The 11,491-nt window shown below is 56.9% G+C and carries 7 protein-coding genes and 1 pseudogene; 6 read left to right on the top strand and 2 right to left on the bottom strand.

What is annotated here, in order from left to right:
* Positions 1–130 (bottom strand): annotated as a pseudogene (locus VGE80_RS08220) (IS66 family transposase); the annotation flags it as partial.
* Positions 131–189: 59 nt separating this feature from the next.
* Here VGE80_RS08220 and VGE80_RS08215 point away from each other — a divergent pair.
* Positions 190–333: a hypothetical protein gene (locus VGE80_RS08215; RefSeq protein WP_440592309.1), complete on the top strand. Its 144-nt coding sequence runs from the start codon at positions 190–192 to the stop codon at positions 331–333.
* Between the two features lie 3 nt (positions 334–336).
* Here the strand turns inward: VGE80_RS08215 and VGE80_RS08210 are convergent, their stop codons facing one another.
* Positions 337–1,677, bottom strand: a complete 1,341-nt coding sequence (locus VGE80_RS08210; protein WP_440592308.1) for a hypothetical protein — start codon at positions 1,675–1,677, stop codon at positions 337–339.
* Positions 1,678–3,170: 1,493 nt separating this feature from the next.
* On the opposite strand from VGE80_RS08210, the gene VGE80_RS08205 reads away from it, so the two are divergent.
* The 5 genes from VGE80_RS08205 to VGE80_RS08185 all read left to right on the top strand — a co-directional run bounded on the left by VGE80_RS08205 (position 3,171) and on the right by VGE80_RS08185 (position 11,374).
* Positions 3,171–3,362, top strand: coding sequence for a hypothetical protein (locus VGE80_RS08205; RefSeq protein WP_440592307.1), 192 nt, complete (start codon positions 3,171–3,173; stop codon positions 3,360–3,362).
* A 107-nt stretch (positions 3,363–3,469) separates the two neighbouring features.
* The gene (locus VGE80_RS08200) at positions 3,470–4,399 is read left to right on the top strand and encodes an NAD(P)-dependent oxidoreductase (protein WP_440592306.1); all 930 of its coding nucleotides are present in this window, start codon (positions 3,470–3,472) and stop codon (positions 4,397–4,399) included.
* Positions 4,396–5,286: a 4-hydroxy-tetrahydrodipicolinate synthase gene (gene dapA, locus VGE80_RS08195; protein ID WP_373650191.1), complete on the top strand. Its 891-nt coding sequence runs from the start codon at positions 4,396–4,398 to the stop codon at positions 5,284–5,286. The genes VGE80_RS08200 and dapA overlap by 4 nt, the downstream gene beginning before the upstream one ends.
* A 134-nt stretch (positions 5,287–5,420) precedes the next feature.
* Positions 5,421–6,743 carry a GspE/PulE family protein gene (locus VGE80_RS08190; protein WP_440592305.1) on the top strand — a complete coding sequence of 441 codons (1,323 nt, stop codon included), beginning with the start codon at positions 5,421–5,423 and terminating at the stop codon, positions 6,741–6,743.
* A gap of 224 nt (positions 6,744–6,967) precedes the next feature.
* Positions 6,968–11,374 carry an inverse autotransporter beta domain-containing protein gene (locus tag VGE80_RS08185; RefSeq protein WP_440592304.1) on the top strand — a complete coding sequence of 1,469 codons (4,407 nt, stop codon included), beginning with the start codon at positions 6,968–6,970 and terminating at the stop codon, positions 11,372–11,374.
* The last annotated feature ends 117 nt before the right edge of the window (positions 11,375–11,491 follow it).

Here is an 11,491-nt window from a genome sequence, read left to right as displayed (position 1 = left end):
GGGGGGGGGGAGGCTTCATCATCCGCTCTGCTGTGTTATCCATCTCCAGTGGACTGTTCTCGTTGTGGCGGCACACCGCCTTCCAGGGGTTCAGAGCGTAGGCAACGGCCTGTCCGATGGTGCTCTTAGGAGCACCCGGTTGTGTACTTTTCTCAGTCGGTCACAGAAGGCTTCCAGAATCGGAACGGCATGCCGCTGGCGCGCATCCTGCAGTGCAGCACCGGTCAGACCTGCGGCTTTGAATTCCTCTTCAAGCTGGTACAGCTGCGCGATGCAGATGGGAAGATCTACCGGGACACTGCACGTCTGCGCTGCATCGTCGCTGCACGCTGATTGTCAGTTCGTCCCGTTTGGTAACTTGATGATGATGTAGTCATCGCGAAAGCGGAGCCATCTCCGCGAGAATTCTCGCTGTGAATCGACTCTCTTCTGATCGAAACTGCTTTGTTCGAAGGATCCTTGCCAGCCAGAGCCAGCTACTTCCTGATATTCGTAGTTCGGCAATATGCCCACTACCATCCGGGGGTCGAATCCACGCTCTTCAGTAATGGAATATAGCAACGCTAACAACCAGGCTCGCTCGCGGAACGATCGCTTCTCATCCTCCAGCGACTCAAGCAGCGCTGGAACCGCTTGCCAACTCATGGTGAGCAGTTCACCCTGTGCGGATTTCGGATCCAGGAATTTGTGAAAGTTGTCGGTGTATTTTCCTACTACCATGCGCAGCTTCTGGTTCCCGTCCAGCTTGCGAATGAGGTCCCGTGCTTGCTGCATGGAGACCGGTTGCAATTCAATCGTGATTTTGGGTCCGTGTTCCACTCGCACAACGAACGGCTCGGATTTGAGTACAATCAGCCGTTCCAGCAGTAAAACATCCTCGACTTGGCCGATATCGATTTGATCGTGGTACAGGACCTGGACCTTGTATTCGCCGGGTACCTGGATGTCCACATAATCGGACATGGACAATTTCGTCTCTGATGTATCGCCGAATTCCAACGGCCCGAACCACGTCGTCCCCAAATTAAGGGCCGCGCCGTGTCGAATCGGAAGCATCTTGCCATCATCATCCCAGACGTGAATGGCCCAGCGAGCACAACCGTTTGTGTGCTTGATCCATACCGGGATTTTTTCAACGTCCTGATTTTTCAGTGCGACCTCGAGAATAGGGAGGCATCGCGTTCCCGCCTTTACGGTCGGTGGAATCGTGACAATGATTTGCAGCGGATCCGCCCGATGCTGCACCCGGCGCAAGGCCGTCAACCGTTCCAGATTGTGCTCCAGATTATGGACAATCGCGGCCTGTTTTCGCCGACCTTCGTCATCTGATTTCATCGCCTGAAGTTGCTTTCGAGCCAGTTGTGGAACTTCTGCACTCGTTCGAAGCTTCGCCCGCAAGGCCTGCTCAACGCGCGAACCACCACGCGCGATAAGCTCTTTAAGCACCTCCTCGTAATAGGGTGTTGGATCATCGAGCGATAACCAGAGGGGACTTGGTGCCGAGTCAAGCCCGCAGATTAGGTCCTCTGTACTCTGCTCCTTCAGCGAGATCCTTTCCGGCGGCTCATGGGCCTGCGTAGATCCGATGATCAAGACGACGGCACCAGCCGTTGAAATGAGTGGTGCAAAAACGAGTCGAGTGAAAACAACGAGGAAACTGGCGAAGTGACGACTCATCAAGATGCTCCACATCCGAGGATCGATAATGCGCCTGGACGCCAAGATTCCAGATTGGCTGACGGAGAGTGGTTAGCAGACTTCGGCGAACGTGGGAATGTCAGCATGTATTAACGGTTGTGGATTCCCGCTTCCCGCGCCAACAAGAAGATTTCGCCCTATCACCTTCCGCTTGACTGCTTTGAAACCGCCCAGACCGATGTCAGTGACATCTCGTAGTGCACGTTCGCAAACTGGTGCCACGGATTGGCGCTTACGGATCGAAAAGCCCTTGTTTGGTTCTTTCCTTGTCCGTTACAGACCAAAGATGTGAACGGTTGATTCGTCCCAACCCATAGGTACCGACCTACGATGAAGAGATGAGTTGGGAAGGTCCACTTTGACACTGCATATCTGTGATATCAGTGGCAGTGTCTTCCAGCCGCTGGGCTTCAGCTATCACCGGCTGGAAGCCGGTGCCACGTTTTCGGTCACCGCACGGTGACGTCGCAGTCGACATCGGGAAGGGCGGGACCGCCGATGTACGCCCGGAATCTCGCAGCTCGGACAGTGACCTTCAGACAGCATCTTGATGCCCGTGCCCTCGGGCCGGCGCATTGGCAAGTGAGCTTTCTTCCAGAGGTTTGGAAGTTTGCAATGGCGATACTGCCGTTTGTTGCTGACATTGCTTGCGCCAGTCAATCTGATGTCGGGACATAAGAAAGACGCGCGAAGTGGCCGATTCGCAGTATCGGAGCTTCGCGGGGAGGACGACAGCGAGATGGGGCAGGGTCCGCACGTACCGTTTTTCTGGCCGTTTAACTCCAGGGCGATTTGCTCCACTTCATCTCATGGGCCTTTCATCGGCATCTAGATGATGAAGAGGAAGATTTGGACATCGACCGCGACTGGTCGGCAGGATCTTGTGGGCGTCGCGACGGCAAAGGGGCGCATATGAGAGAGGGGGGAAATTGATTGATGTGCGGGCTTGCGAGGGGACGGGAGGGGGCAAAGACAGCGGCAGGATGCCGCTGCCACTCCGCTGGGGGTGACGTCTTGGCGACGAAATCCGGTGAAGGGGAAGGGACGAGACAGCGTTGGACTGGCCGGCTGGCCAGCCTTTGGCCAGTCGGTGGCCAGTCCCATGTGCTGCTTTGATCACGGTTTACAGACTTTCAGGGGACTGGCCCGACTGGCCAATGGATTTCGGGGCGAGGGACTTTCTCGTCTCTGAATCTTGCTGGCGGGGCATGTTGGTACTCGATGAGTTTGGGAGGGGATATCTCAGATGAAACAGATGAATCAGGTGATCCAGAGCCCAGACGATCCCATGACGGAGTGGAAACGAAATGGTGCGGGGTGCCGCAGAGACGGCGCACAATCTTCGCTGCAGTCGGGGGTGGCGGCTCCAACTTGGCCCGTTGATTAGATGCTCAAGGTGCTCACGGTTGAGCACCTTGAGCATCTAATGGAAACCCTTGAGAAACAGGGGATTGCTCGATTAGGTGCTCAAGATGCTCAACTGCGCGCAGCGTGCACTTCCTTCCCGGGAATGCAACAACCTGGATAACCTGCGGAAGATCGGCAGATTCTTCCTCGGGAAGTCAGCGGAATTGATGTGGGGGATGGCCGGATGGGAGGGAATCGCCTTGGGGGAACGAGTTCTCCCGCTGGCGGGGCCTGCTTCCTTGGTTGAGCTTACGTGACGAGGCAGTTAGTCGACGGTATACTCGTGGGCCGATCGTGCGAATTCGACGACCTTCGTCGGCCACTCTTTCGCCCTTTTTTCACCTGCATAAATGGAATCACGACGATGACGTCAGCGGCGATCAGCCCAGGTGTGACGCGAATTGGCTGGATTGGGACCGGTGTCATGGGTTCCAGTATGGTCGGCCATCTGATTGCGGCTGGCTACGCCGCCACCGTGTACACTCGTTCCAAATCCAAGGCGGACCCGTTGGTCGCAAAAGGGGCGAAGTGGGCCGACAGTCCGAAGAAAGTCGCGGAACAGTCGGACGTCGTCTTTTCCATTGTCGGATTCCCCAGTGATGTGCGGGAAGTGCTGCTGGGGGAAAACGGTGCACTGGCGGGATCCAAAGCCGGGACGATTCTGGTCGACATGACCACCAGCGAACCGTCTCTGGCCGTCGAGATTCACGAAGAAGCCCGTGAAAAAGGGGTCCACAGTGTGGACGCTCCTGTTTCCGGTGGTGACATCGGCGCGAAGAACGCGGCGCTTTCGATCATGATCGGGGGGGACAAAGAGGTGGTCGACTCGCTGAACCCATTGTTTTCGACGATGGGCAAGACGCTGGTCTACCAGGGGAAAGCGGGCTCCGGGCAGCACGCCAAGATGGCCAATCAGATTCTGATCGCCACGAACATGATCGGCGTGTGTGAATCGTTACTGTACGGCTACAAGGCGGGTCTGGATCTCCCCACGATGCTGCAGTCGGTCGGCCCCGGTGCCGCCGGAAGCTGGTCACTGAACAATCTCGGCCCCCGCATCATCAGCGACAACTTTGATCCGGGTTTCTTTGTTGAGCATTTTATCAAGGACATGGGAATTGCCCTGTCCGAGGCGAAACGGATGGGCCTGTCCTTGCCCGGTCTGGCCTTGGGCGAACAGCTCTATCTCTCCGTCAAAGCCAAGGGATGGGGTCGAAACGGGACTCACGCGTTGATGTTGGCATTGGCGGAAATGTCGGGAATCGATTGGAAGAATAGAAAGTCAGTTCAATGATACGTAAAGGCGAACAATTCGCTGGTTTGACCGTCGCGATCGTCACCCCATTCAAGAATGGTCAGGTCGATGAAGTCGCGCTGAAGAAAATGGTCGACTGGCAGATTTCTCAGGGGACAAACGGCCTTTGTCCCGTTGGTACGACGGGCGAATCCCCGACATTGTCCACGAAAGAGCACGAACGGGTCATCGCGATCGTCTGCGAACATGCGGCCGGCCGGATCAAGGTCATGGCCGGAACGGGATCCAACAGCACGGCCGAAGCCATTGAGCTGACTCGTTTTGCGAAGTCGGCGGGTGCCGACGGCGCGATGATGGTCGCCCCGTACTACAACAAGCCAACCGGCGAAGGGTTCTACCAGCACTACCGTGCGGTCGCGGAAGCGGTTGATATCCCGATTATTCTGTACAACATTCCCGGCCGAACCGCGAAGAACATGGAACCGGATGTGGTCGCCCGCATCGCCGAAATCCCCAGTGTCGTCGCGATTAAGGAAGCCACCGGTTCGATGGACCAGGCTTCTCAGACACTCGCCCAGACGAATCTGACCGTTCTCAGCGGCGACGACAGCCTGACACTGCCGCTGCTGGCCATGGGAGGGAGCGGAATTGTGTCGGTCGTGGGGAACATCGTTCCGGCCGACATGCTGCAGTTGCTGAAGGCCTTCAAGGCGGGCGACATGGCCGAAGCCCAGCGCTGGCACTTCAAGCTGTTTTCGCTGTGCCGCGACATGCTGGGGATCGCCACCAATCCGATCCCGGTCAAGGTCGCCATGAAGATGCTGGGCCGCGATACGGGCGAACTTCGGCTGCCACTGACACCGTTGTCGGCTGCGGAAGAAGAACGATTGCGAAAGACATTGCAGGCCTATGGCCTGCTGTCCTAACGGGCATGAAATTTGAGTTTGTCGCGTGATTGGCAGACATCCCAATCCGCATCGTCTGCTGCGAACAACGGCGTTAAGTCACCATTTAACGCCGCTGCGTCGATCCTTACTGGTTGAGAGAGGGGCTGAATCTGATGGTCTTCGGGTTTGGAAAGAAGAATCAAAATACCCGCCACGAGGAAGACGACGACGATGATGATGACGATGTCGAACTGGTCAATTTCCAGGGTGCCATGAATGGAAACACCGCCGACATGGCCGCCAACGCGCGCCTGGTCCAGGCGGCACTCCGTCCCACCAAGGACCTGATTACGGACGCGATCGAGCGGCGGGCCGAAGTCATTCGTGTCGATGTGAAAGGGGAGCGGGCTCAGGTCGCTCTCTCGATCGACGGAATGCCTTATTCCGGTGGCCGGCTGGCCAAACAGCAGGCCTCCGCCATCTTCCAGATGCTGAAAGTCCTTTCGGGGCTTGATGCCCGGTTGAAAGGAAAGGCCCAGTCGGGGGGCGTGAAAGCCGAATTCCTGGGCAAAAAGTACGAACTTTCGGTCGAATTCACCCCTCAGGCAGAGGGGGCCGAGCGACTGGTTGTCCGAGTTCGGGACCTCAGCCAGAAGCTGGAAACCCCGATGGATCTCGGTTTCAGCGATTCGCTGCGCCAGACGATCCGTGAAGTCACGGGCCACCGGCACGGCCTGATCATCTGCTGTGGCCCCGCGGGATCAGGGGTGACGACGACCACCTACGCACTGCTGCGCGGGATCGACGTTTACCTGTATTCGATCTATTCGATCGCCAATACAACGCGGGAACTGCTGAATATCAAGAAATTCGAAGTCAACCCGGGCGACGACATCGCGACGTCCATGGGTCGAATGATGCGCGAAGAGGCGGATGTGATCTTCGTCGATCCAATCCGGGACCAGGACACGGCTCAGCAACTCTTCAGCGTCGCCGACAGTATCTGCATCGTCAGCGAAATGCAGGCGAAAGACTGCTCCAGTGCGATCGTGCAGTTGCGCGAATGGGCAGGGGATCCGCAGATGGCGAGCGAGCGGATCGACGCCGTTTTCAGCCCCAAGCTGGTCCGTCTGCTCTGTACAGAATGTCGCGAGGCCTTCCGTCCCAATCCCAAACTGCTGGAGAAAGTGGGTCTCCCTCCGGAAACGAAGGTCCTGTATCGCAAGGGGGAACCGATCGTTAACGAGAAGACCGGTGAAGAAGAGGAACCGTGCGAAAAGTGCAAAGGGGTCGGCTTTTACGGTCGAGTGGCGATGATGGAAGTGATCATCGTTTCGGACCCGCTGCGCAAACTGATTGCGTCGGGGGCTCCTGCAGACCAGATTAAGGCACTTGCGCGGGCTGAAGGCTGTCTGACGTTCCATAAAGATGGTCTGCGACTGGTGTCAGAGGGGAAAACTTCGCTGGAAGAGCTCCAGCGCGTCTTTAAATCGTAGGTAACCTCCCTACGGGCGGCAGTTCTTGCTGGAATCGGGTGCGACTTACCCCAGAAATGGGGGTCGACACGTTCAATCACCCCCAAATTCGGGTTGATGCGTTTGGAAGCGGTAACTACAACGCGACCCTCCCATCCCAGACATATCGTTTTGCAGGTCTGCGTCGTCCGAGGTCCGGACGTCGTCTGGTCTGCGCCATGACTGCCCATCGTAGAGGTGCCTCGATGCACGTGTCTCTCTCACGTCGTTATCACCGCTTTGACCGATCCATGCAGGTGCTGCTTTGGATCTGCTTCGGAGTCTTAGCGGTCATCCCCTGGCAGGCGATCTGCGGCCAAGATCAGCCTGCGGCCCAGATCCTCGAAGAGGATGAAGCCCGGATGACCCGTGAATGGAGCGAGAAGATCGCACTCGCGGAAGAGGACGGCGCTCCGACTGCAGAACGGGTCCGGTCCAAAATGACCGACAGCCGTTCGAGCGGTAATGGAAGCTCGATTACTCCTCTGATCATCCGTGGCCAGGGCCCCATGGAGATGCCTCCTCCGCCAATGCAACAGATGGGAGGACCGGAGCCGGATGATGGGGGCTTCCTGTTTAGCGATACGCTCTCAGGACGCTCGGGCCAGTCGCTTGGGAACCTCTTCCGGATCGGCGGATTCACAGGTCCTGCCATCGGGCGTAAGCAGGCGATCTATCCGATCGAGATGATGCCTTACTCGCTGATCGACAATAACTTATTCTTCGTCGATTTACGGGCATTTAAGGGTTCTGCCGATACGTGGGGTGCCAACCTGGGGGGTGGTTATCGCCGTTACCTGCCAACGATTGACCGCATTCTGGGCGTGAACGCCTTCTTCGATTACGACACAACAAGTGGTCCCACATTCCGTCAGATTGGTTTCGGTGCCGAGTTCCTGGGCCAGTGGTATGACATCCGTAGCAACGCCTATCTTCCCACCGGGACTTCCGATGAACAGATCTCACTGGTGAATCTGGACGGGACTCAACGGTTTGTTGGCCATTTTCTGCAAGTCAATCAGCAGCGAACGGTCGCGTCCGCGCTGCACGGATTCGACGGCGAAATCGGCTTTCCGATACCCGGTGCGATTCCACAGCGACATGACTTGCGCGTGTTCGGCGGTGGTTACTGGTACGAAAGCAATATGATTGAGTCCTTCGGTGGCTGGCGAACTCGTGTCCAGGCCAGTCCGATTCCCAGCATCCAGATTCAGCTCGAAGTCACTCATGACCCCCAGTTCAAAACGAACGTTGTCTTCGGGGGATCGTGGAGTTACGGGGGATTCCGGCAATCGCCAGGCGAGCGCAAATCGCAATACGACCGTATGACGACACCCGTCATTCGTAACTACAACATGATTGTGGGCCGGAAAGAGATCACCGATGAGAATGTCGTGGTGATCAATCCGGAAACCGACCTGCCCTACTTTTTCAACCACGTCGACAGCAACTCCACAGCCACCTCGGTCAATGGTGTTGTTGGCGACGGAACGGTCGAGAACCCGTATAAGGTCTTCGCCGACGCTCAAGGAGGCTCGCAACATGACATCATCTTCGTCCATGCTGACAGCCAGTTCACCGGCGTGAACGTCAATCTGGAATCGGACGTCCGCGTTCTGGGGGATGCCTCGAATGTGCTGCACGTCGTTAACACGAACGCAATGAACTCGACCTCGGGCTACGGCTCGACCCTGCTGCTGCCACACGTCATCGCGGCGGGCAGCCCTGGGGAGCGTCCGATCTTTGCGGATGCTCCTGGCGACGGGGTCACCCTGGCGAACCGCTCGGAATTCAGTGGCTTCCAGATCATCGATCCCACCCTGCGAGGGATCGTGGGCGATGGAATCATCGGTTCCACCACCCACAGCACGGTCCGTCAGACCGATGTCTCGGGATCGGGTCTGGCCGCTGTGTTCCTGAGCAACACACAGGGAACAGTCCGGTTTGAAGGAAACACAATTAACGACCCGTCCAGCAATGCCAATACGTTCTTCGTAAATGGCACTCAGGGGACCGTGGTCTTCACCGAGGACTTGCTCACTCCGCGTAATGCCTCGGGAGCGCTGGTGCCAACTCCCGGCGTGATTAACAACGTGGAAGGGACCGGCGGCCGTGCTCTGGTGATTCAGGGAACCGCCGCGGGAAGTACTGTTGACTTCACCCGTTCGACGGTGAACGACGAGAACGCACAAGGGGTGCTCGTCCAGAACTCTGCGGGTTTCATCAATCTCGGCAATCTCAACGTGACAAACGGAACCGGGATCGGACTGAATATCCTGAATAACTCGGGGATCATCACGTCCAACGGCACGATCACGATTGATGGATCCGCCGGAGACGCGATCAACATTGAAGGCCTGACGGCGGGAAGTTCCGTTAATTTCAACAACAACATCGACTCCAATAGCAGCAATGGATTCGACATTAACATCCTGAACCGCCAGGGACGCGGGATCTTCATTCATGACAACGAAGGGACGGACTCTGGACCGAACATCACGTTCACAACCGGGACCAGCGTTGCTGCCGCCGATAGTAATGTCGCACGGCCAGCCATCGAGTACCAGGGGAACTCCAAGAACGTCACCTTTAACAATGTCCGCATCACGAACGGATCCAGCGGGATCTTGATCGGGGAACTGGATTCGGAAAACACCGGTCGATTCACGGTGAATGGTGACACGCTGATCAGCAACCTGTCGGGCATTGGTATCGATATCTTCGACGACAGCTCAACCGTCCTGTTCAATGGTGGCTTCAACACCGCCTCGACCACAATCAATGGACGCGGGGACATCGGGATCGCTGTCCGCTCCAACCGCGGACCAGTCAGCTTCAACGGAACGACCACGATCAACAACCAGAATGGCTCAAACTTGCCGGGTCTTGATATCCGAGGAAACTCCGACCTGCGAGGGACTGTGACGTTCCAGACGTTGAACGTTCAGAATGCCGCCGGACCGGCTGCTGCCGGGTTCAACGCGATTGGTGTCAACATCGGGGACCTCGCTGGTGTTCGGAACCGTGCTTCCGTCGTCTTCAACTCCCTGAACATTGGCAACCTGGGTGCGGCAACCGAAGGGACCGCGTTCTATGCCGAGAACGTGGGATCGACGATCGGAGCCCTCGTCCCGTCCGGCCTGACGATCGGGCAGGGGACCATCGCGGCCCTTGGCGGGACCGCAGTCGATATTCGTAATTCTGCCATCAACGTGAACTTGACCAGTGTGTCGAGTGCCGCGTCGACCACAACAACGCCACAGTACGGTATCAACCTCGTCAATAACCACGCGATCAACGCCACCACGATTCCGCTGCTGGACAACTTCATCTTCACCGTCGGGGCACTGCCACCTAACCCGCAGACCGTGGGTGGAACGATCACCGACGCATCCATCGCCGGTATTAACGTCGAACAGACGGATACCAACCTGATCCAGACCGGCAGCTATCGTTTCAGAAGCATGACGATCCTGGACAACACCGTCGGTATCCGGGCTTCGGACATCCTCCAGCTGGAAGTCGCGAACTCGAACATCAGCAGTAACATCGGGGGACTGGGGGTTCAGACAGGTGTTGGTATTGATGCCAGCAACGTCATGCGAGTCGACATTCAATCGTCTCAGTTCAATCTGAACGGGACCGATGAATTCGATCACGCGATCTTCCTGCACGCGACGCGGCCCCTGGCACAACCACAAACCACGACGGTTCTTCCTACCAACGGAAAGTACGTCTGGAATATCACCAACAACACCAACACCAACGGGTTCCTGGGTGGATTCGTCGGAGCCGCCGGCACGGGGGACCTGGTCCGAGTCTCGGGGACTCGTGGGGACCTGGAAACCATCGTCAACACGATTCCGATCCAGACATTCGGTGTTCCGCTGGTCTTCCAGTTTGACAACAACGCCATGCTGGTCCAGGCAGGTGATGTGGGTCGTGTTTCAGGTGTGAACGTCGACTGGACCGGCCAGATCGACTCCAACTCGGTCGTCGACAACATCAACTCGTCGATGAGTAACAACATCATGAACCTGCAGGGATTCAATAACGCGTTTGCGATTCAGAATGCGACGACCCGGTACACAACCAACTTTGCGATCCAGGGGAACACCATTACCGGGATCAACGGTGCCAACACCGGGATCTTCGTCAACAACTTCAGTCAGACGAACCTGAGCATTGGCCGAAACCTGATGACGTTCACCACGCCACCCGTGAATGCCAACCTGACACTGACGGACCTGGGAACGGATATCTCGATCACCAACTCCACCGCCAGAAACTCGTTTGTTGATATCTTCGACAATGAAATCACGATGACCCAGGGCCCGCTGAACCAGGGGATGCTGTTCCGAAACATCCAGGCCCCCGCCTCGTTCGCGTTCAACGGAAACATCATCAACATCACTGGAGCTCAGCCGATCCTGGGCCAGGGGATCAACTTCTCGCTGGTCACCGGGGCGCCAGTCACGCTCAGCGGTGTGCGTAACAACATCGTGAACATCAACGGCAACGGCGTAGGTATTACTTCGCAGAACTGGTACTTTGAACAGCCCACGAATTCGACCTTCGGCCAGTTCCTGATCAACGGATTCTCGGGCCCCTGATCGATCCGAGATTCGTCCTGACAGAATCGAACCTGAAAGAGACACCTCAGCATGATTCCCTGATTCAGGGGTTCATGCTGAGGATTTTTTCCGTAATCTGGTCAACGTTTTCAGTTC

Source organism: Schlesneria sp. (assembly GCF_036405755.1).
Lineage (GTDB): Bacteria > Planctomycetota > Planctomycetia > Planctomycetales > Planctomycetaceae > Schlesneria > Schlesneria sphaerica.
This window is presented reverse-complemented; position numbering and strand designations above follow the sequence as displayed.

What these genes read in the sequence shown, in the direction of transcription:
- VGE80_RS08215 (WP_440592309.1), top strand. Translation starts at nt 190, where the DNA reads ATGCCGCTGGCGCGCATCCTGCAGTGCAGCACCGGTCAGACCTGCGGC.
- VGE80_RS08210 (WP_440592308.1), bottom strand. Translation starts at nt 1,677, where the DNA reads ATGAGTCGTCACTTCGCCAGTTTCCTCGTTGTTTTCACTCGACTCGTT.
- VGE80_RS08205 (WP_440592307.1), top strand. Translation starts at nt 3,171, where the DNA reads ATGCTCAACTGCGCGCAGCGTGCACTTCCTTCCCGGGAATGCAACAAC.
- VGE80_RS08200 (WP_440592306.1), top strand. Translation starts at nt 3,470, where the DNA reads ATGACGTCAGCGGCGATCAGCCCAGGTGTGACGCGAATTGGCTGGATT.
- dapA (WP_373650191.1), top strand. Translation starts at nt 4,396, where the DNA reads ATGATACGTAAAGGCGAACAATTCGCTGGTTTGACCGTCGCGATCGTC.
- VGE80_RS08190 (WP_440592305.1), top strand. Translation starts at nt 5,421, where the DNA reads ATGGTCTTCGGGTTTGGAAAGAAGAATCAAAATACCCGCCACGAGGAA.
- VGE80_RS08185 (WP_440592304.1), top strand. Translation starts at nt 6,968, where the DNA reads ATGCACGTGTCTCTCTCACGTCGTTATCACCGCTTTGACCGATCCATG.